Annotated in this window: 18 protein-coding genes; 4 read left to right on the top strand and 14 right to left on the bottom strand. The window is 39.8% G+C overall.

Translation table 11 applies throughout. The features are described 5' to 3' along the window. Nucleotides 1-24: 24 nt before the first annotated feature. From AC5YCD_RS14120 to AC5YCD_RS14075, 10 genes are all read right to left on the bottom strand, one after another. Nucleotides 25-501 (bottom strand): nuclear transport factor 2 family protein, encoded by a 477-nt coding sequence (locus tag AC5YCD_RS14120; RefSeq protein ID WP_496130639.1) that lies wholly within the window; start codon nt 499-501, stop codon nt 25-27. A gap of 12 nt (nt 502-513) precedes the next feature. Beyond that, entirely contained in the window at nt 514-867 is a 354-nt protein-coding gene (locus AC5YCD_RS14115) for a hypothetical protein (protein WP_179998700.1), read from the bottom strand. Between the two features lie 11 nt (nt 868-878). Then, nucleotides 879-2081, bottom strand: a complete 1203-nt coding sequence (locus AC5YCD_RS14110; RefSeq protein WP_496130638.1) for an aromatic ring-hydroxylating oxygenase subunit alpha — start codon at nt 2079-2081, stop codon at nt 879-881. Between the two features lie 110 nt (nt 2082-2191). After that, a complete protein-coding gene (locus tag AC5YCD_RS14105) occupies nt 2192-3526 on the bottom strand; it encodes an acetamidase/formamidase family protein (protein ID WP_496130637.1) in 1335 nt (444 codons plus the stop codon). A gap of 45 nt (nt 3527-3571) precedes the next feature. Continuing rightward, nucleotides 3572-4453, bottom strand: a complete 882-nt coding sequence (locus tag AC5YCD_RS14100) for a SphA family protein (protein ID WP_496130636.1) — start codon at nt 4451-4453, stop codon at nt 3572-3574. A 265-nt stretch (nt 4454-4718) separates the two neighbouring features. Further along, nucleotides 4719-5759, bottom strand: coding sequence for an enoyl-CoA hydratase/isomerase family protein (locus AC5YCD_RS14095; protein WP_496130635.1), 1041 nt, complete (start codon nt 5757-5759; stop codon nt 4719-4721). A gap of 9 nt (nt 5760-5768) precedes the next feature. After that, nucleotides 5769-6953, bottom strand: a complete 1185-nt coding sequence (locus tag AC5YCD_RS14090; protein ID WP_496130649.1) for an acyl-CoA dehydrogenase family protein — start codon at nt 6951-6953, stop codon at nt 5769-5771. 21 nt (nt 6954-6974) lie between these two features. After that, on the bottom strand, nt 6975-8633 hold the full coding sequence (locus tag AC5YCD_RS14085) for an AMP-binding protein (RefSeq protein WP_496130634.1): 1659 nt from the start codon (nt 8631-8633) through the stop codon (nt 6975-6977). Nucleotides 8634-8715: 82 nt separating this feature from the next. Continuing rightward, nucleotides 8716-9612, bottom strand: coding sequence for a 3-hydroxyisobutyrate dehydrogenase (gene mmsB, locus AC5YCD_RS14080; protein WP_496130633.1), 897 nt, complete (start codon nt 9610-9612; stop codon nt 8716-8718). Between the two features lie 11 nt (nt 9613-9623). Beyond that, on the bottom strand, nt 9624-11153 hold the full coding sequence (locus tag AC5YCD_RS14075; protein WP_496130632.1) for a CoA-acylating methylmalonate-semialdehyde dehydrogenase: 1530 nt from the start codon (nt 11151-11153) through the stop codon (nt 9624-9626). A gap of 191 nt (nt 11154-11344) precedes the next feature. Between AC5YCD_RS14075 and AC5YCD_RS14070 the strand changes: the two genes are divergently transcribed. Then, nucleotides 11345-12235 carry a LysR family transcriptional regulator gene (locus AC5YCD_RS14070; protein ID WP_496130631.1) on the top strand — a complete coding sequence of 297 codons (891 nt, stop codon included), beginning with the start codon at nt 11345-11347 and terminating at the stop codon, nt 12233-12235. A gap of 807 nt (nt 12236-13042) precedes the next feature. On the opposite strand, the gene repM is transcribed toward AC5YCD_RS14070, so the two are convergent. Next, nucleotides 13043-13969 (bottom strand): replication initiation protein RepM, encoded by a 927-nt coding sequence (gene repM / locus AC5YCD_RS14065; protein ID WP_496130630.1) that lies wholly within the window; start codon nt 13967-13969, stop codon nt 13043-13045. A gap of 811 nt (nt 13970-14780) precedes the next feature. Between repM and AC5YCD_RS14060 the strand changes: the two genes are divergently transcribed. The 3 genes from AC5YCD_RS14060 (at nt 14781) to AC5YCD_RS14050 (ending at nt 18092) form a co-directional block, all read left to right on the top strand. Next, complete coding sequence (locus tag AC5YCD_RS14060; protein ID WP_496130629.1) at nt 14781-15614, top strand: ParA family protein; 834 nt, start codon at nt 14781-14783, stop codon at nt 15612-15614. Nucleotides 15615-15625: 11 nt separating this feature from the next. Next, on the top strand, nt 15626-16699 hold the full coding sequence (locus AC5YCD_RS14055) for a ParB/RepB/Spo0J family partition protein (protein WP_496130628.1): 1074 nt from the start codon (nt 15626-15628) through the stop codon (nt 16697-16699). A 193-nt stretch (nt 16700-16892) separates the two neighbouring features. After that, nucleotides 16893-18092, top strand: coding sequence for an MFS transporter (locus AC5YCD_RS14050; RefSeq protein WP_496130627.1), 1200 nt, complete (start codon nt 16893-16895; stop codon nt 18090-18092). Between the two features lie 33 nt (nt 18093-18125). Here AC5YCD_RS14050 and AC5YCD_RS14045 read toward each other — a convergent pair whose 3' ends face one another. From AC5YCD_RS14045 to AC5YCD_RS14035, 3 genes are all read right to left on the bottom strand, one after another. Continuing rightward, entirely contained in the window at nt 18126-18494 is a 369-nt protein-coding gene (locus tag AC5YCD_RS14045) for a hypothetical protein (RefSeq protein ID WP_496130626.1), read from the bottom strand. Nucleotides 18495-18588: 94 nt separating this feature from the next. Beyond that, nucleotides 18589-20184, bottom strand: coding sequence for a fatty acyl-CoA synthetase (locus tag AC5YCD_RS14040; RefSeq protein WP_496130625.1), 1596 nt, complete (start codon nt 20182-20184; stop codon nt 18589-18591). A 272-nt stretch (nt 20185-20456) separates the two neighbouring features. Continuing rightward, the coding region (locus AC5YCD_RS14035; RefSeq protein ID WP_496130624.1) for an RNA-guided endonuclease InsQ/TnpB family protein at nt 20457-20729 on the bottom strand (273 nt) is incomplete at its 5' end.

Here is a 20729-nt window from a genome sequence, read left to right as displayed (position 1 = left end):
CCTTAGGCCGTACTGATACAGTGCCTATATAGCTATATTCGGATAGGGTTGATTGAAAGTCAGATTCAGCTCGACACGATCAAATTTCCATTCACCCAACTCATCCCGACGTAATTCCGTTTTATAAAAACCACCTAAACAACTGGTGTTCGTTTGGTTGTGCTGTGTTGATGAATCTGCCAAATTACAGACCTCCCAAAGCATCCATGATGCGTTTGCATGATTTTGATCCATCACTTCAATGTCGGGCATGGCCATGATGTGTAAGCTCCAAACTACCTTGGCTTTGGCGATACTTGACAATCCATTCAAGATATTTTGACGTCCTTGATACTCTCCAAAACCATTGGCATACCAAACTGCATCTTCATGAAATACATGCTGTAAAATAGCTGGATTGTTGCGCTGATCCGCCGCTGTGGCATAGCGACCGATCAGGCTTCGAATCGCCTCGCAGGCCTCCAGATAATGCAAACGCTGTTCTAGATTGTGCTGGCTCATCCTGTATTCCTCTTAAACGTTGACCACGTCACCAGTTTCATAAATGAAACGGTTCTCAGCAAATGCATACGGTACGCCAACTGAACCCTTATAAAGCTCGATATGTGGTGCAACCTCAGCAAAACTCAGGCTTAACCAATACAATTTATGTAGCTCTTCAGGCAATGTGCCTAAAGCATATTGATCAAGTGCAGCGAGTAGCTTGCGCATTTCTGGCAAAATGGCATCATAAAATGCTTGCAACTCTTCTTTGGTTGAGTTCAAACGCGCTTCATGGCGTTGCTTACCCGTTCCTAAAGCCCATTTCGCGACAAAAGGTTCTAAGCTTGCAAAGTCAGCTGGCAATTGTGAAATGATGTTTGACATGTGCATTCTCCTTATGCGCGATTTAGATATTGTTCAAGAACGTGGTAACCGTGACGGATCAAGATTTCTTCATCTTGAAGGTGCATTACTTTTTTCGCTTTAGATTCAAGCGCTTCTTGCGTGTCTTCCATGGTTGCGGTGTCTTCTAACCAAGCGTTACGTTGTAAGATTTGTGCAAATTCTTGCGCCCAACGCTCCGAGTAGGTTTTCGCTTTAGGAATGTAATAACGACCTTCCCAACGTGTTTGATTGTGCCCAACTGGCCAGAATTGATGGGTAAACCATACCCCTTCCGTCACATGCACCAAAATATTTGGGAAAATGACAGAGAGTTCGAAAGAGAAGTCATCACGGTCATTTGGATTGACTGTTTTTGGTAACTGAACACGTTCATAGTGATTCACCAAAGATGCACCTGTGATCTCGCCCGACAATGCTGCAGCAGGTTTTGGATTGGCATTCTTGGTCAGACACACTGCACAGGTACGGTGATCACCAAACAACTGTACTTCCTGTAAGCCTGAAGCAAAAACATTCGGGAAAGAGCCAGCATGAATGGTTGCGACGTGGTAGGCCTCCGCAAAAGCGTCATGTGCCACTTTCCAGTTACAATTTAATAAGGTGTTATACGCAAAGCATTCTTCCATTTCATGGAACGGGTAACCCCCTAAATGCGTACCCATATCACCGAGGAATTCCTCAACGGATTGCGTGCCTTCGTTATCAAGATTAACGAAAATAAAGCCTTCCCAAACTTGGGTACGAATAGGTGCAAGACCGTTATGACCTTTATCAAAACAAGAAGTGAATTTTTCTTCTTCAGGTACGCTAACCAAATCACCTTTAGCATCGTAAACCCAGCCATGGAAACGGCAAGTCACAACTGCGGCTTTGTTTGAACCAAAGGTTTCATTGCCTGTTTCCACCACAACTTTATTGCCACGGTGTGAACAAATGTTATGGAAGCCACGGATTTCACCATCTTTGCCATGCATTAAAATGACTGAGGTTTTCGCAAAATCTAGGCGTTTTACTTTGTAATTACCCTTCTTTGGAATTTCTTCTACACGTCCCACTTTTAACCAGACTTTTGAGAAAACCTTTTCAATTTCTTCTTGATAGATCTCTGGTGAAATACATGGTTCAGTTGGAATAGGCTCAATCCCAAGTTCTGGATATAAATCGCCCCAACGGAGTTTTGCATTACTGTTCATATGACATTCCTGTTCAAATTATTGTTTCTAAATTCTAGGTTTAGTAAATTTCATGCTTCTTTGCGAACAGCGTTTGAAACGCCCGAATCAACCGCCGTTCAGGTGATGAATTAAAGTTGGTAATGTTGGCGGACTAAGTTTGCAATCCCTAGTTTTTCTAAAATTGGCATTGGGCATAAGAAGGTTGCACGTACCATTCCTGGTAAACGGCTGATTTCGATAGAGCCTGTAATTGTGCAGCGGTTCATGACTTCATCCACACTTAAACCTGTGACTTTTGCCGCACGTGCTAAAGCATTGTCGGTTGCATCATTGAGGTTTTTACCTGTTCCCATAAATGTGATTGGACCACTTTCTTCAATTTCAGTTTGTCCCCAACGCGCACCTAAAGCTTTTACTTTTTCACGCTCCTCTTTGCTAAATGGACGTGCCATTGGTGGTAAGTCATCGAACGCTTGAAGTAAAATTGGGCCGTCAATCGTTAAACCTTTAATCACTTCTACTTGTAATTCTGTTTCACCTGAAACATCTGTGGCATGTCCTGCAATTTCACCATTGCCTTGTTGCGCATGCATATCACCCATATACACACCCGCACCTGGTACTTTCACAGGGCAAATTAAAATACAGCCTGGACGAATCGAGTTGGTATCCATGTGACCGTCAGTTTTGGCTGCAATCAGCTCCTCTTCGGTCATCCCGAATTTATGCGGTGCATCAATCAAATACTGACCAAAGTCGTGGCAGTTATGAGAATCTGGTAAATCACGTGCAGGGGTTGTACCAATATTTCCAAGGAATGGACGCATGTGTGCAGCAACACCCGGCATGTCAGCACGTGCGAGCGATAGAATAGAATGTTGTGCCGCATGTTCAGGTAATGCAGAAAGCTCATTGGCATTACCTGCTAATTTGTTGGCAATCTCTTGATTGACCGTCAAACTCACTTTATTTTCTTCGTCCAACACGATCACATAACCATGTGAAAAGCGGAAAGCACTAACTTCTGCACCACAGTTTTTACAGTGAATCGCGTCGTCGCCAATCCCTTCTACATAACTTGCAGGCTGTTCAGTACCACATGCCTCACAATATTTCGCAACAAATGGATCGCCTTTATAACGCCCCTCAACAAATTGCATCACACCAGATGAGGTCGCCGTAGAGGTCACGTGCATGTGTTTGATCTTTAAAGCGACAGCATCGCCCACTTCTGCACCTTCAATAAAGACGGGCAGTGTCACTTCATGCCCACCTTGGAATGCTGGTGTGATCATGGGACCCCAGCATCCTGGAGGTGTACCTGTTTTAAGTGTCCCACCATTTTTTAAAGGGCCAAGCATACGTTGGCTCGGTCCGACGATACCGCCTGAAAACTCATTCACCACTAAATAATCAACAGCTCCTGTACTGCCTGCTGCATAATCTTGATTCTCAATTTTCATAATTTTACCTCTGTATGCTTGCTTTAATTTTTTAATAACAATGTGTTAAAATGGAATAGTGATATCAATTGCGAACTTTTGACCTTCTGGTCGGTTTTCCACATCAAATTCTTTTTGATATTTCGCTGCAATTGCATACCCTTTCGGGAATTGATAGCGAACTTGTGGTCCTACGCTGGCTGCTTTGGCTTTAAAGTCACCTAAAATGGCACCTTCACCTGAGTCACCCTCAAGCTGACGATGAACATACCCTCCAACACCTACAGCCAAAGGTCCTATGTGCTTTGCAACTAAATAGTCGATGTGCAAAGCATTACCTGACTCATATTTGCTATCTTTATTCTCAAAATTGATGTCGTACATCCACTTGGTAGTGACTTCGATGCCTTGTTTATTTAAATATGTGGCTGAGATAACCGGTTGAATGGTGTAATAGTTACGTCCAATATTTGCGAGTCTATTTTTGTTGTAAGAACCAACAGGGATATAGAAGTCGACCCCTGTCGCCACATGCCAATCCCCTTTATGCCAACCTAATAAGAATGGATCGACAATCAGATCACCCATCGCCATGTGATCATCTTGACCGCCACCAAGCGTTAAATCAGCATTGGCGTAGACAAGAAATGCATGCATGCCCCATGTTGCACCTAAGAATGTTTTGTCGCTGACATAGATGCCACGTGCAACTGTGGCAAAAGTATCAATTTTGAAATCATCAAATACTGGATGATTATTGTTGAATTTATCTGCGTTGTAGTATTGGTTATAACTGACGAGATACGTGCCCGGTGGTGGCATTGCCCCACCTAAAAAACTTTCTGTTCCGTCAGGATAAGCACTTCCACCATTTTCAGCGGCTGATACAACACTGCTATAGCAGCATGCTAAAAGCATCACCGAGATCATGTGCTGAGCTTTGATCATCAAATGCCTTCCTATGTAAATGTTAATCTTTATACATTCGCTTTAGTTAGAAAGAAGGCTACGAGATATAAGGATAAATCTAGAATGGATTAAGTATTTTTAGCTATAAAGTAAGTAAAAATCGAATTCTCGCTATAAAAAAGTGATGCTCACTCAAATAAACTCCTTAACACGATAGGGGTTTTTACCTATATCAGCGCTGTAAACGCATGAGATTTTTAAATAAAAAAAATCCCCTTTCGGGGATTTTTTTTATTTAAGCACGTCAAGCACTCAATGCTTTTTGCTCAGGCAGCAATGCCGAAATTTGCTGATCTAACTGTATTTGATCAGCGCGCCATTTTGGTTGTTTGTCTTTATCAATAATTAAGGCACGTACACCTTCAATAAAGTCCCCTTGTTTGAACCATAAGCTTTGTACTTCGCGTTCTAAGCTCATCGCTTGCTCACGAGATAATCCACGACCTAGCTGCTGTAGCTTAAGACTGGCACGCTTTGCGCTCGGTGAACGCTGGGCTAAGATTTCAAGCACCTGAGCGGCCCATGACTGATCCGCCTCATTTGCACTGGCTAATGCCACTTCAATTTCCTCAATGGTCTGTTGCGCAAAATAGCGCTGAATACGTCCTGCATCGAGCTGTAAGGCATGTTTTGGTACAGTATAACCAGCAATTAATGCTTGAAGACTGCCTAAATCTAAGGCTTTGGCTTGAATGATTTGCTGCTCAAGTTCAGTTAAATGCTCACTGAGTACCAAGGCATCAACCAGTTTTAGGGCAAAGGCGTCGTTAGCGCTGATTTGCTCACCTGTTAAGGCTAAATAGACACCAATTTCATCTAAACGCGATAAAAAGTAAGTCGCAGCCACATCTGGGAAATAACCAATCACGGTTTCAGGCATAGCAAAACGCGACTTTTCTGAACTCACGCGAAGATGACAAGCTTGTGCTAATCCAAAGCCTCCGCCTAAAACATAGCCATCTAATAAAGCAATTAAGGGTTTTTTAGACTTATATAGATCTGCCAACATAGCATACTCGTCAGCAAAGTAGTCTAAATGCTGATTTTGACCAGCATAATAACTGTCATAAATATAACGAATGTCACCGCCTGCCGAGAACGCTTTAGGACTATTCGAGCTAAGAAGAATAGCTTGCACCTGCACATTGTCTTGCCAAGCTAAAACTTGTTGATGAATGCCTTGAATCATTTCAATGGATAACGCATTTAAATGTGCTACACGGTTCAAGCGAATAATACCGACCTTTCCATGTTGCTCAATCAGTAATTGTTGTTCTTGTGTCATGATTGTTCCTTATTGTGCCAAGCTGCGTGCAATGACGAGACGTTGAATATCACTGGTACCTTCGTAAATTTGGCAAATGCGCGCATCACGGTAAATACGTTCAATTGGGAAATCTTTTAAGTACCCATAACCCCCAAACACTTGTAATGCCTTAGAGCAAACACGTTCTGCCATTTCTGAGGCAAATAGTTTTGCCATAGATGCCTCAGTTAAACACGGTTGTCCTGCTTCTTTTAAACGTGCAGCATGGTGGACCAATTGACGGGCTGCAGCAATCTCGGTTGCCATACTGGCTAAGCGGAAAGAAATCGCTTGTTGTTCAAAAATCGGCTTACCAAAAGCCACACGTTCATGAGCATATTTGGTGGCCTCTTCTAAGGCAGCACGTGCCAAACCTACCGCTTGTGCTGCAATGCCAATACGCCCACCTTCTAAATTAGATAAAGCAATTTTAAGGCCTTCACCTTCTGCACCTAAACGCAAACTTTCATGAATACGCACGTCAGTTAGAGCAATTTGGCAGGTATCTGAGGCATGTAAACCCAGTTTTTCTTCAACACGAATCACTTCATAACCGGCGGTGTCACGTGGCACTAAAAAGGCACTCATGCCTTTTTTGCCCGCACTTGGATCGGTTACGGCAAAGACAATAATAACACCTGCATTATGGCCTGAAGTAATAAACTGTTTGGCACCATTAATCACATAATGATCGCCATCTTTAACGGCACGGGTTTTAATGGCTGCCGCATCTGAGCCGGTATGGGGTTCAGTTAAAGCAAAAGCACCAATCATCTCACCACGGGCCAAAGGGCCTAAAAATCGCTCTTTTTGCGCTTGGGTACCATATTTTAAAATAGGTACGCAGCCCACAGAGTTATGCACACTCATAATGGCTGAAGTCGCACCATCGGCTGCGGCAATTTCTTCTAAAGCCAGAACATAAGCCAAGTTACCCGTTGCAGAACCACCCCATTCTTCGGAGACCAACATACCTAACAAGCCCAGCTCCCCCATTTGTTTTAAGGCTTGGGCCGGAAATTCACCTTTAGCATCCCAATCCCCAGCATAGGGTTTAATTTGTTCTTCAGCAAAACTTCTGGTCATGTCTTGAATCAGTAATTGCTCTTCTGTGTACTGTGTTGCTGATGGAAAGCTTGCGGCTTGATCACTATGGCTTTGTTCATATTGCATATTCATTGTTATATCCTTATATTAGCTCGCCACATTGAGCTGAGTTTTTTGTTTTTCAATTTCTTGGTTACGCAATAAGAAGCGCTGAATTTTACCACTTGGGGTCTTTGGCAATTCTGTCACAAACTCGACCATCCGAGGATAGGCATGCGCCGAAAGTCGTGTTTTCACAAATTGGCTTAAACTTTCGGCTAAATGCTCTGATGCCGCCTCTTGATCGGCTAAAATCACAAATGCTTTGACGATTTCGGTACGTTCAGGATCAGGTACACCAATCACCGCTGCCTCAATCACAGCCTCGTGCTCAAGTAAGGCACTTTCCACATCAAATGGACCAATACGATAGCCCGATGTGGTAATCACATCATCACTACGTCCAACGAAACTCATACTGCCATCGGCATGAATTTCTGCAGTATCGCCGGTTAAATAATAATGCTTTAAAAATGGTGATTTACGACTTTCTTCATAGCCAGAAAACCACATCATAGGTGATTGATTTAAATCTACTGCTAAAATTCCCGGTGTATCCTGAGCTAATTCGTTGCCCTGCTCATCTACCGTGACCACTCGATAACCGGGACTAGCAAAACCCGCTGAACCCGCTTTGACATCATGTGCTAGACCGTGATGGTTACATACCACCATACCCACTTCAGTTTGACCATAATGATCGTAAATTGGGGCATCTAAAACCTGATCGAACCAGCGAATCACTTCTGGATTTAACGGTTCACCTGCACTACTCACGACACGGAATTGACCGCGTAGTTTTTGCATTTGCTTCTGATCCGCGGCCATCATCATGCGATATGCAGTTGGTGCACCCGCTAGGTTGGTGACGTTATAGTCTTTCACAATTTGGCACAGACTATCAATCGTAAAACCGCCTTCATAAAATAATGTTGGCTGACCCAGTAATAATGGCCCGGTAATGCCATAGTACAAACCATATGCCCAACCCGGATCAGCAATATTCCAAAAGCTATCTTGAGGCTGTAAACCAATAGCATTTTTCATATAGCTGCCAAACGCAATTAACGCTTTTAGCGGCACTTTTAACGGTTTAGCTGGACCTGTGGTGCCTGAAGTGAACATCAATAAGAATGGGTCATCAATGCTTAAATGTTCAATTGGACAATCATTGGATTGGCGTTCAACTTCGGCCCAAAAACTATAATCGCCTTGATAGAGTCCAGTACCTTTATCACCAGTGACGGTAATAATACTTGGACAAGTGTCTAGGTCTTTGAGTTTTTCACGATTGACTAAATCAGTAACCACAAATTTACTGTTGGCTAAAGTTACGCGATGCTCAATGGCCTTAGGACCAAAGGCAGTAAATAAAGGCTGATACACTGCACCAATACGCCATGTGGCCAAAATAGTAATGATGAGCTCAGGCGTGCGGGGTAATAAACCCGATACACGATCTCCTTTACTCACACCGTTGGCTTTTAAAAAATTGGCAAATTGTGCTGCACGCTTTTGTAATTCAGTAAAGGTATATTGAATCTTAGTGCCATCTTTACCTTGCCAAAACAAGGCAATACGTCCAGGTAAAGCATGTCGATCACAACATTCAAAACATGCATTTAGGGCATTTAAGTCGCCTGATAAAAATTCTTTTGCAGCCTGATTTAAATCGAAATTGTCTGCAACTTGTTGATAATTTAGCATCCGCTGTACCTCAGTCGATTATTGTTATGTCTTGACATGAAGATCAAAAGGTCGCAGCTCCTTGCGACCTCGTTAAGCCGACCTAAGCCACTGCAGGCTCAGGTAAATAGTGTTGGATAATATTGGAAAAATCGAGATGACCCTGACCTTGATCACAAAGCTGTTGATAGTATTGTTTAACAAACTCACCCAATACTACCGACTGTTCAACCTGCTCAGCAGCTTGCAACGCCAAACCTAAGTCTTTAAGCATCAGTTGTGCAGCGAAACCATCACGATAACCACGTGAGGCTGGCGCATTTGGGCAAATGCCTGGCCATGGATTATAAACTTCTGAACTCCAGCAGCGCCCTGTTGAGCTATTAATCACGCCCGCTAATGCTTGTGGATCAATTCCTAACTGCGCGCCTAAAGCCATACCTTCAGCCACAGCTGCCATCGAAATCCCTAAAATCAGGTTATTACAAATTTTGGCAATTTGCCCTGTGCCTACATCACCACAATGTACGATATTGCTGCCCATCTGTTTAAGGACTGAACTCACAGCAATCAAAGTGTCATGTTCAGCACCCACCATAAAGGTTAAGGTACCAGCTTGAGCACCTAAAGTACCACCTGAAACTGGCGCATCACAGACCAAAATATCACGTGCTTTCGCCACTTGAGCAATTTCTTGAATGGTTTGCGGATCAATGGTGCTACTGTCAATACAATAAGCACCTGGCTTTAACACTGCTAGGATGCCTTTATCACCTAAGTAGACTTCTTGAACATGCTTCGCCGCGGGTAACATGCTAATGACTACATCTGCCTGACGTGCGGCCTCTTGTGGGCTTTGACATACTACTCCACCTGCCTCAGCAAAACATTGTAAAGCCTGTTCACTTAAATCAAACCCATAGACCTTCTGCCCTGCTTTGAGTAGGTTGAGCGCCATGGGTCCCCCCATATTGCCTAAACCGATAAATGCAATGCTCATCTGTTTGCTCCTTAACGTAGGCTAATGGTGGTGTTGACACCAGTACTTGGGGCTTGATCTTCAAACCAACGACTAGTGATGGTTTTGGTTTGCGTGTAGAACTGCACCGCTTGCTTACCGTATGGGCCTAAATCACCCAATTTTGAGCCACGCGAGCCAGTAAAGCTAAAGAATGGTGTTGGTACTGGAATTGGAATATTAATCCCCACTTGACCAATATCAATCACATCTTGGAAACGACGTGCAATGGCGCCACTTTGGGTAAATAAGCCAACACCATTACCAAATGGATTGGCATTAATTAAAGCCACTGCTTCTTCTAGGGTATCTACATGAATAATCGCGAGCACAGGACCAAAGATTTCTTCATTGTAAATACGCATTTTGGTTGTAGCTTGGTCAAAAATGGTTGGTCCGACAAAATTGCCTTGCTCATAACCAACAACTTCAATATTACGACCATCAAGTAGTAATTCTGCGCCTTCCTCTACACCACTTTGAATTAAATCTAAAACACGTTGTTTAGCACGTGGTGAAATCACTGGACCCAGATCTGCATCAGGCTCATGCCCAGCATTGACTTTAAGTGTTTTGGTTTTTTCAACCAGCTCAGCAACCCATTCTTTGGTTTCACCGACCATGATTGCTACAGACAGTGCCATACAACGTTGACCAGCTGCGCCAAATGCAGCACCAACTAGGGCATTCAAAGTTTGCTCTTTATTGGCATCTGGCATAATCACTGCATGGTTTTTCGCACCCATCATGGCTTGTACACGCTTACCATGTTGACCGGCAAGGTTATATACATGCGTTCCCACTGCAGTCGAGCCCACAAATGAAATCGCTTTAATATCTTGATGCGTACACAGTAAATCCACCACTTCTTTACCGCCGTGTACCACGTTCAGTACACCGGCTGGCACACCGGCTTCAATTGCCAGTTCAACCAAGAGCATGGTGGTCAGTGGATCTTGCTCAGACGGTTTTAGGACAAATGTATTGCCGCATACTATTGCCATTGGGAACATCCAAAGCGGAATCATAGCAGGGAAGTTAAACGGGGTAATTCCAGCACAAACACCTAAAGGCTGTTGTAATGTGTAGGTATCAACACCGCGCGCCACGCCATCTAGATATTCACCCATTTGTAGCGTCCCCACAGAACACGCATGCTCAACCACCTCTAAACCACGCTGAATATCACCTTCAGCATCAGCCAGTGTTTTACCTTGTTCCGCGGTTAATACTTGCGCGATAGATTTAGCATTTTGGCGAATTAAATCCTGTAGCTTTAACATAATACGCATACGCGCTTGTACAGGAGTTTGACGCCAAGTGGCAAATGCTGCCTGGGCTGAAGCAATCGCGGCATTCACTTCCTCAATGGTGGCCATCGGTACTTGACCAATTACTTCTTGTGTCGCGGGATTAATAATATCTTGCCAATGTTGAGTTTTAGACTCAACAAACTCACCATTGATGAGTAATTTTGCAGTTGTGGTTTGCTGTCCTTGCAAGTTTTTATAAATTGCGTTCATGTTCGCTCCGTGCGTTTTGCCTTATTGTTATCGCGTATCAATTTGCCTTTCAAATTGATTCATCTTGTTGTGCTTTGAAATGACACTAACAAAGATTTTTTTGACCAACAAGATAAATTCATGCACGATAGATGTGCAAAATTGCACAACACTTTGCTCTACAATCAAAATAACCAGGAAAAATAACCATTATGAAAGTTGACTGGGATCATTTACGTTTCTTTCTAGTTTTAGCCCGTGCAAAAACGCTCACCAATGCAGCGCGTATCATGGGGGTTGAACATACCACTGTTGCAAGACGTATTCAGGCTTTGGAACAAAATTTAGGCAGCACTTTATTTAAACGAGAAGCTCAAGGCTATGAATTGACCCATGAAGGTTTAGAACTCATGCCACGCGTTGAACAAATGGAACAGGCTTTCTTCCAAATTGAACGGGTGAATACCCCCTTACAAGGACGAATACGTATAGGAACACCAGAAGGATTTGGAACAGCATTTTTAGCTAAACTATTGGCAAGTTTTTCTCAGCATTATCCAAATCTCGTCATAGATCTTATTCCTGTATCTAAAACCATAAAATTGTCACATCGCGAAGCTGATATTGTTATTTCTATTGATCGGCCAAAAACCGGACCCTATATCATCACGCGTTTTTCAGATTATTGTCTAAAATTGTACGCAAGTGAGACTTATCTTGATCAGCATGCCAAGATCGAATCTATAGGAGATTTAAAACAGCATCGCTTTGTGAATTATATTAATGACTTAGTGTATAGCTCTGAGCTTTATTGCCTAGAACGTCTACCTGTTGACGTCAGTGCATGCTTACGCAGTAGTAGTATTGTGGCTCAACAAATGGCCGTTTCTGCTGGAGCTGGTTTGGCCATCTTACCGGTATTTATGGCACGTGCTCAGCCTGAGCTCAAACAAGTATTAAGTGACGATATTCAATTTGTGCATACCTTTTGGATGTTAACCTTTGCTGATCTAAAACATGAACCGCGGATCAAATTAGTTTGGGATTTTCTACGTCAAGTCGCACAAGAACACAGAGAAACACTCATGGGGCCTATTATATAAAGATAGTTTTTCACTACTTAAATTGTTTATAAAGATAGTTTTTCACTACTAAAGTCGTATATTGCTCTATCAAGTCGCACTGCATCACGAAATGCAGCATTATTGTGCATCCAAAATATAATAAAGATAGTTTTTCACTACTAAGACAGTAAAATCATCAGCTATAAAGATAGTTTTTCACTACTCAAATAATGAGCCTTCAATGCCCTAAAGATAGTTTTTCACTACTTCACTGTCTACATTGATTAATTTATATACCAATATACTTTATCAATTCTACAAATATAGTCTGTTTTAAAAATAAAGATAGTTTTTCACTACCTAAACGCATAGATAAGGCTCACGTAACCATATAAAGATAGTTTTTCACTACTTAAAGCTAAAATCTTGTTTATTTATTCAGCTTAACTATTGTTTTTAAATATAAATTTCTATTTAAAGATAGTTTTTCACTACCAAAATCATTCAAATTGATGTCTTTTTCGTAAATAAAGATAGTTTTTCACTACTTAACTTTTAAAGAGAAAATAATTCACTATCTATAACTATCTAAATACCTATTTTTAATGATTTATTTAAACATAAAGATAGTTTTTCACTACTTAACAGTTAAATATCTGGATATATTTTTGTTCATTTCCTACATAAAGATAGTTTTTCACTACTGATCTTCTTTAAAATGAAAATTATATAACCATTTGTTTTATATTATTTTATTTATAAAGATAGTTTTTCACTACTTAGGATACAAAAATTAAAAAAAATGCCCAATTCAATAGATTGGGCATAATTAATGAACATTTTAACTTAAGGTATAAAACCAACCCCCATCAATATTTCAAGATTTTGCTCCACCCAGTCAGGGTCCCCCAGCATACTCTTGATACGAATTTGGAACTCTTTACCTGTCTCCCCCATGTTGGCATGTTGACTACCAAATAAGGGATCCTGACTCAACTTAGCGCTAAATAAATCAATTTGCGGTTCAGTGAGACTGTAATTAAAGTCACCTAAATCATCCCCTTCAATAATTTGTACGGTTTTAGGATCTTTAGGCTCTAGCTTAAATTGTAAATGAGTAATGGCTTTACCCTGTTTAAACTGCTGATAACTTACAATTAAATCTGTTTGTTCATTAATTTCTTCTAACGCTCTTTCTAACACATTGGTCTTAAATAAACTCATGGTTTTATATTGTTGAGGTTCTATACCTAATTTACTGCGCAAGTCGTCAATTTCATAGCGTTGTGTCATACCACGCATGCGCCATTTCATAATCAGCTCATATAAGCGAATTGAATATTTACTTTTAAAATTACTGACCTGATCAAGATAATAACGCGTAAACTGTTGCTCAAGTCTACTAATCATTTTAATAACGATATCAGTAAAATACAGTACAACTAGACCTTGATCTTTGACATAAGTAATTTTATTCACCCAATTGTCACAGGTAACTGCATCAAAACTTTTATAACGATCAATATAACTAAATTCACGTCTTTTTAAGGTTAAAGCCGCATCCCTGAGCGCACTGTAACTTTCCTTCTCATTAATACCAAATTGCTCCATATAAGATTTAGCACTTACCTCAATTGGAGTATTATAAGTGAGCTCATTAAATTCACGTGCCTCAACAATGGCTAACAGCATTAAACGTTGTTCTACAAGGCTCAAATTAAAGCTTGCGTCAATTAAAGAGTTATCCTTAACAACAATTTTTTTAGGTTTCACAGTCATTTCTTTTGGTGCTTATCGGTTTAACCCTAAGCATGCCTAATTCAATAAAGATAGTCAATATATCACCTATTCATTTGTAGTGAAAAACTATCTTTGAAGTAGTGAAAAACTATCTTTGAAGTAGTGAAAAACTATCTTTGAAGTAGTGAAAAACTATCTTTATATCTTCTGAAAGCCTTGCTGGGCTTGGCTTTTAGGCTAGCTTAAAAACATTAAAATAAATTTAAAATAAATTTAAAAAGACTTTATCTGTGGATAACTTTAAAAAACTTTTGTTTACTCGTGTATCAATTACTGAATAAATTATTTAATGAAGTCTAATTTATCCACAACTAGATCTAATTTGAATTTAAATTTCTTTACAACAAAGTCAACTTGAGTTAAGGTTATCCACAGTTTTAAATTTAAAGTAAAAATGAATTTTAATAAGCAAAAAAAATTAAAAAATTATTTCTAAATCAAAGGCATACAATATTTAATAAACTGAAAACTGAAAACTGAAAACTGAAAACTGAAAACTGAAAACTGAAAACTGAAAACTGAAAACTTTTCCATCATAAACTTCTAAACTTCTAAACTTCTAAACTTCTAAACTTCTCTTATCTCTTATCTCTTATCTCTTATCTCTTATAATTAATCTATTTAAAGTCATAATTAAGATGGTAAGTATTTTTTTCAAATTTCGCTCCGAAACGATTTGGAAAAAATAAACAATCACATATTAATTTTTCTAAATTTATTGCTTTTTTTAAAAAAAATACTTAGATTCATCACAGCACAAAAATATAGACTTTAGGTATTATTCATGAATGGAAATCCAGCATTGAAAACTGCGATTGCACAAAATAAAGGCGGTGTAGGTAAAACTACAATTACAGTCAATGTTGCAGTTGCTTTAGCTACACGAGGTTATCAAGTTCTTGTTGTTGATTTAGATGCGCAATGTAATGCCACCAATCATATTAGTATAATACCGGCAGTAGAACTTTCTTATTCAGTAGCGGATTTTTTTGATGACTATAAAAGATTCGATCCTAGTCTTGCAATTTTAACAGGTGAGCAGACACGTTTTGCAAACATTAGTTTATTACCAAGTTCAAAGCGTATTGGTGATGCAGCTAGAAATCTGCAACGTAATAGTCCAATTCCCAATGAAATTTTATCGCGCATTTTAGGTCGTATTGAATCTGAGTATGATTTTATCTTAGTAGACTGTCCTCCTGAGATAGAGACCCTGACTTTTAATGCGCTTGTTGCTGTGAATAATTTTATTTTGCCAGCACAAGGTCAGTATTCTATTGAAGGTTTTGAAAAAATATTAGATGCAATGGACAGTCTTGATCGCATTAATCCTGAGCTTAAGATTTTATGTCCAGTTCTTAATTTTTTTAAAAAGAATCAACTTGCTGACAAAAATATGAAAGAGCAACTTGAGGAAGAGTTTACAACTGTTGTATTAGAGAATCGAGTTATTCATTCTGAAATTATATTAATTCCCCAATCTGCTGTTTTTGAGCAGGCAGCGATCACAAAGATGTCAATTTATGATTTAGCACCTTCTAAATCACCTGCTGTAGACGCAATTGACCGTATTGTTGATCTATTAGAGCAACAGTACCAACAACAAACAGCGGCTTAAGGTAGCAAAACATGTCTAAGTTTAATCAATTGCTCAACAAGCAAAAACAGGAAAAAAAGACACAAGTCGAGCAGCCAGAGCAGAAGTTGGCTCAAGATACTGGTGAGGAATATTTATCTCCTGTACAACGTCGTGCGCAAACAGGTAATCAATATGGTGTTGCTTTAAAACGTCTTAGTGTAGATTTAATTGATCCTTCACCTTATCAACCACGTTTAGTCGCAGCTTTAGATCTAAATGAGTTGCAAGAGTTAGCAGATAACATTCGTCAGCATGGACAGATTAACCCTATTGTTGTTCGACCTAAAAACGGTCGTTATGAGCTCATTGGCGGTGAAAGACGTTTACAAGCTGTACGCGATATATTAAAACTCAAAGATATTGATTGCTTAATCAAAGATGTAAGTGACGAAAAGGCAGCCTTAACCGCTTTGGTTGATAATATTAACCGCGCTGATTTATCTGACTATGAAATTGCGCATGCACTGTCTAACAGTTGTGAGCGTTTTGGTTACCCGATTGATAATGTCGAATTTATGACTGAGAAGTTTAATATCTCTCGTAACAAATACTATCGCTTGATTAGTTTATTTGACTTACCAGATTTCATTCGTCAGGATCTCACAACAACGCCTGAGGCTTTAAGTGGTTCAGGTGCAAGCTTACTTAAAACAGCACTGAATAAAAGTAGTGAACAACTTGGTCAGAAAATAGCTTTAGAATTATTAGAGGCAGCATGGAGACAATACTTTGATGCAGAGTTTGTACAAACTAAAAAACGTAATACGCAATTTATTAGACAGTTTGAGCAGCAATCACAAAATCTGTTCATGCAGCACCATCCACAGTTAAATATAACCGATGAAAATGCTGAGCAAGAACAAATCGTGCTACAACAAGAGGGCATGACTAAAATTAAACCACAGCAAGAAAGCCTGTTAAACGCATCAGGTAAAAAATTTGGTTCCTTAAAATGCTCAGAAAGTTTAAAAGGCAAGACAGTCGTTTCAATTCGTATGAGCGTGCAAGACTTAGATGAAACCAAATTAGAGAAAATTAAGCAGTTTTTACAGCAATTGGCTTAATTTACAAATTTCGCAGCGAAACTTAAAAAAACACCTATGTAGGTGTTTTTTTATTAAGTCACTATTCATAAGTTACATCATTTAATTCAATTTAAAATATTAGATAGTCTGCTGATTTAAGCTATTGTCAGCGTATGATACAACTACTCTCAAATTTACTCAGTCTGTACTTCTTAGCTTCACGGAAGATTCTATGTCTATATCTCAATCTGCAACTGTACATAAGCCAGAAAAGATGGTGGTCTCAATGGTTGCAGCAGTGGCAGTTGCACATTTACTTAATGATCTAATACAGGCTGTCTTACCTGCAATTTATCCTATGTTAAAAGCTGAATTCCAATTAACTTTTGCTCAAATTGGGTTAATCGCTTTGGTATATCAGATTACTGCCTCTTTATTACAACCTTTGGTCGGCTTGTATACCGATCGACATCCTTTACCTTATTTATTGCCTATAGGTATGGGAATTACTCTTGTAGGGATAGGTGGTTTAGCTGTTGCACATCATTTTTATATGTTGCTGGGCTTCGCAATGATGATTGGCATAGGATCATCCACATTTCACCCTGAGGCCTCACGTGTGGCTCGTATGGCTTCAGGAGGACGATTTGGTACTGCTCAGTCAGCATTTCAAGTAGGCGGCAATAGCGGCTCTGCTATTGGACCTCTACTTGCTGCTTTAATCATTGTACCCAATGGACAAAGTGCCATAGCCTGGTTTATGGGATTTGCTTTATTAGCCATTTTTGTATTAAGCCATGTCAGCCGTTGGTTAGTTTTACAAGCCAAAAAAGTTAACAAAAGCCCAGTTATTCAAAAGCAAGGTTTACAGGGTGCTCGTTTATATCGTGCCTTGGCTGTCATTGCTATTTTGATGTTAGTAAAATTTACTTATATCGCCAGCATGAGCAATTACTATACCTTCTATTTGATTGAACGCTTCCAACTTAGTTTGGCTCAAGCACAAGTCTACCTATTCGCATTTTTAGCTGCTGTAGCTTTAGGTACGTTTGTTGGTGGTCCAATTGGCGATAAAATTGGTCGTAAAGCGGTTATTTGGAGTTCTTTCTTGGGTATTATTCCATTTGCGCTTTGTCTGCCTTATGTCAGCCTCACTGCCACAATTATTTTTACTATATTTATTGGTTTAATTATTTCATCTGCTTTTTCTGCAATGGTTGTGTATGCACAGGAGGCTGTACCAGGACGTGTAGGCTTAATTTCAGGTCTGATGTTTGGTGTCATGTTTGGTATTGGTGGGATCGCTGCAGCAGCTTTAGGTGTGCTCGCAGACCGATATGGAATCATTTGGGTTTATCAAGTCTGTGCATTTTTACCGTTATTTGGACTGATGACTGTATTCTTGCCGAGTAGTCGTTATCGCTCTAATTAAAAAAATTCAAGGCCTACATGAGTAGGCCTGTGATTAGACACATTGGATATTTAACTGTTTCTGATAATAATCCAAAGTAAACTGCATTTCTTCGAGTAATTGAGCTTGACTGGTATCTTTAGGATTTAAAGCCAATAGAGCCGGTATATATTCGTGTTGATAAACTTTGGGAAAATCTTGGCACAATACTTGTTGGCGATTTGATGGAGAAATTTCAGGATTCTCGATCTGATCAATCAATGTAGTAATTTTATCATCTGCATTTTGAAAATTATCTGCTAAGGTATTAGACTCAGCATTGATTTGATGCGTATCTGAAGCTTGAGATGAAGGCTCATTTTTTTCACATCCCGCAGCGAAACTTATAAAAATAGCCAGACTAAATAAGATACTGTGTTTCATTGGCTTATCATCATGATGTTAATATTTGTTATGATAACCAAAAGCGCAATGAAATGAAGCCATATCATGCGCAGTGGCTGAATTATATAATAATTTAAGCAATACGATTCTGATTATAATAATCTTGATATTGCTGACGTAGTTGACGTTTTAAAATTTTACCGCTTGCATTTTTAGGCAGTTCTTGAACAACATGAATAGACTTTGGCATTTTATAGGTTGATAGATGCTGTTTACAGTGCGTGAACAACGCCTCTAATTCAAAATCATACTGATCTTTTAAAACTACAACTGCAGTTACCGCTTCAATCCAGTGAGGATGCGCTATTCCAAAGACAGCGACTTCTCTAATTCCTTCAAAACGATAAATCACTTCCTCGACTTCGCGAGTAGATACGTTTTCACCGCCCGTTTTCACCATATCTTTGATACGATCGACAATATATAAATGTCCCGAAGAATCAAAATAACCTAAATCACCACTATGGAACCAACCATGTAAAAAAGCTTCAGCAGTTTTCTGCTCCTGGTTTGCATAGCCTAAAGTTAAATGTGGACTTTTATGTACAATCTCACCTATCTCACCTGTTGACAAAATTTGACCATCTTCAGCCATAATTGCTGTTTCCACGTGGAACACGGGGCGACCCACTGACGTTGGATAATCATAATGATCTTCAGGATAAAGTACAGTTGCGACAGGTGCCATTTCAGTTTGGCCGTAAAATTGCCAAAAACGAATATGCGGAAGTTTTTCAAGTAGGCTGCTAATTACACTTTTAGGCATCGAAGAAGCCCCATAGTACGCTTTTTGTAGGGTGGTTAAATCAACATGTTTAAAAGCAGGGGCATTGAGCAAGGCAATCCATGCGGTAGGTGGACAAAATAATTTAGTAATTTTTTCTTTTACGATTAAATCTAGAACACGATTGGCATCAAAACCACGTAAAATATAGCTGGTTGCCCCTAAATAAAGATCAACATTTAAAAAGGCATCAAATTGTGCGCAGTGATAGAGTGGAAAAGCATGAATTTCACGATCATTTGCCGACATTTCACCTTCTAAGATCGCACTCATATATTGCCACATTAGGGCTTCACTATTAAGTAATACACCTTTAGGCAAAGATTCAGTGCCACTGGTATACATTATGCGTATTGGTTCATAGGCATTTAAGGCTTGTGGAGCTAAAGCTGGTAAAGGTTGCTCAAAGCATACTGCTAGATCTTGCCATTTAGGCAAAGTAGGGGCGTGATTTAAGTTAATGTGATAAAAATGCTGTAGTTGATGCTGGCATTGTTGCATGGCAGCGTCTACAGTTGCCGTCAATTGATCTTCTGCAAAAATAATTTTAGTGTGGCTGTTTTCTAAAATATAGGCTAATTCCTTGCTGTTGAGCATAAAGTTAACAGGTACAGTAATAATACCTAAACGCGCTGCAGCAAAATGGATGACAGGGAATTGCCAGCAATTATGACTGAGCAACAACAAGCGGTCAGATTTTTGCAAGCCAATCTGTGCGAGGTAAGCGGCCAGCTGTTCTACTTTTTGATAAAAATCGAGATAAGACAACTGTATATCGCCATCTACTAAAGCCAATTTATTAGGATGGCGTTTGGCACTGCGTTTAGGAATATCGCTCAGATGATAGTCGCGGGCGTGTTGTACTAATTCAGTCAATTCTGACATGATTTTTCTTCCTTATTTTTATTGTCCTTAGGCCCGCAGTTTGCGGTATTTTTATGCTGTTTGAGGTTTAGATTAGATAGAAAAGCAGATTTTGTATAGTATTTGATGATGAGTGTTGTGTAATTGCAGAATGATTAAATGTAATAATTAAAAATTCCGCGCTGAAACTTAGAAAATTGAATGAGCTTTAGATACGTAAATTTCTTTTGAACTGATAAAAGTAACATGAGGATGTTTAATCGTTACTACAGCACTTTGACATCCTCACCGCCCTAAAGGACGGGGATTCCTACTGCTAGACGCTTATGCCCAAGCGCAAGAATGTTTAGAGCTGAGTTTTTATCTCTGTCGTGAGCCGTACCACAGCTCGCGCACTCCCATTCTCTTATTCCAAGACCTGTCCTACCTTTCGGACTACTTGCGGTGATCTCACCACAGCACGAACAAGTTTGGGAGGTATAGGCTTCATTGACTTCCTCAAACAATACCCCTGCGTTCTCGCATTTATACTTGAGCATTGTTTTTAGTGCTGAAAATCCTGTATC

The sequence above is a fragment of the Acinetobacter sp. CY05 genome (assembly GCF_059515805.1).
This window is presented reverse-complemented; position numbering and strand designations above follow the sequence as displayed.

What these genes read in the sequence shown, in the direction of transcription:
- AC5YCD_RS14055 (WP_496130628.1), top strand. Translation starts at nt 15,626, where the DNA reads ATGTCTAAGTTTAATCAATTGCTCAACAAGCAAAAACAGGAAAAAAAG.
- AC5YCD_RS14060 (WP_496130629.1), top strand. Translation starts at nt 14,781, where the DNA reads ATGAATGGAAATCCAGCATTGAAAACTGCGATTGCACAAAATAAAGGC.
- AC5YCD_RS14120 (WP_496130639.1), bottom strand. Translation starts at nt 501, where the DNA reads ATGAGCCAGCACAATCTAGAACAGCGTTTGCATTATCTGGAGGCCTGC.
- AC5YCD_RS14100 (WP_496130636.1), bottom strand. Translation starts at nt 4,453, where the DNA reads ATGATCAAAGCTCAGCACATGATCTCGGTGATGCTTTTAGCATGCTGC.
- AC5YCD_RS14045 (WP_496130626.1), bottom strand. Translation starts at nt 18,494, where the DNA reads ATGAAACACAGTATCTTATTTAGTCTGGCTATTTTTATAAGTTTCGCT.
- AC5YCD_RS14070 (WP_496130631.1), top strand. Translation starts at nt 11,345, where the DNA reads ATGAAAGTTGACTGGGATCATTTACGTTTCTTTCTAGTTTTAGCCCGT.
- AC5YCD_RS14050 (WP_496130627.1), top strand. Translation starts at nt 16,893, where the DNA reads ATGTCTATATCTCAATCTGCAACTGTACATAAGCCAGAAAAGATGGTG.
- AC5YCD_RS14105 (WP_496130637.1), bottom strand. Translation starts at nt 3,526, where the DNA reads ATGAAAATTGAGAATCAAGATTATGCAGCAGGCAGTACAGGAGCTGTT.
- AC5YCD_RS14110 (WP_496130638.1), bottom strand. Translation starts at nt 2,081, where the DNA reads ATGAACAGTAATGCAAAACTCCGTTGGGGCGATTTATATCCAGAACTT.
- AC5YCD_RS14085 (WP_496130634.1), bottom strand. Translation starts at nt 8,633, where the DNA reads ATGCTAAATTATCAACAAGTTGCAGACAATTTCGATTTAAATCAGGCT.
- AC5YCD_RS14040 (WP_496130625.1), bottom strand. Translation starts at nt 20,184, where the DNA reads ATGTCAGAATTGACTGAATTAGTACAACACGCCCGCGACTATCATCTG.
- mmsB (WP_496130633.1), bottom strand. Translation starts at nt 9,612, where the DNA reads ATGAGCATTGCATTTATCGGTTTAGGCAATATGGGGGGACCCATGGCG.
- AC5YCD_RS14090 (WP_496130649.1), bottom strand. Translation starts at nt 6,953, where the DNA reads ATGCAATATGAACAAAGCCATAGTGATCAAGCCGCAAGCTTTCCATCA.
- AC5YCD_RS14115 (WP_179998700.1), bottom strand. Translation starts at nt 867, where the DNA reads ATGTCAAACATCATTTCACAATTGCCAGCTGACTTTGCAAGCTTAGAA.
- AC5YCD_RS14075 (WP_496130632.1), bottom strand. Translation starts at nt 11,153, where the DNA reads ATGAACGCAATTTATAAAAACTTGCAAGGACAGCAAACCACAACTGCA.
- AC5YCD_RS14095 (WP_496130635.1), bottom strand. Translation starts at nt 5,759, where the DNA reads ATGACACAAGAACAACAATTACTGATTGAGCAACATGGAAAGGTCGGT.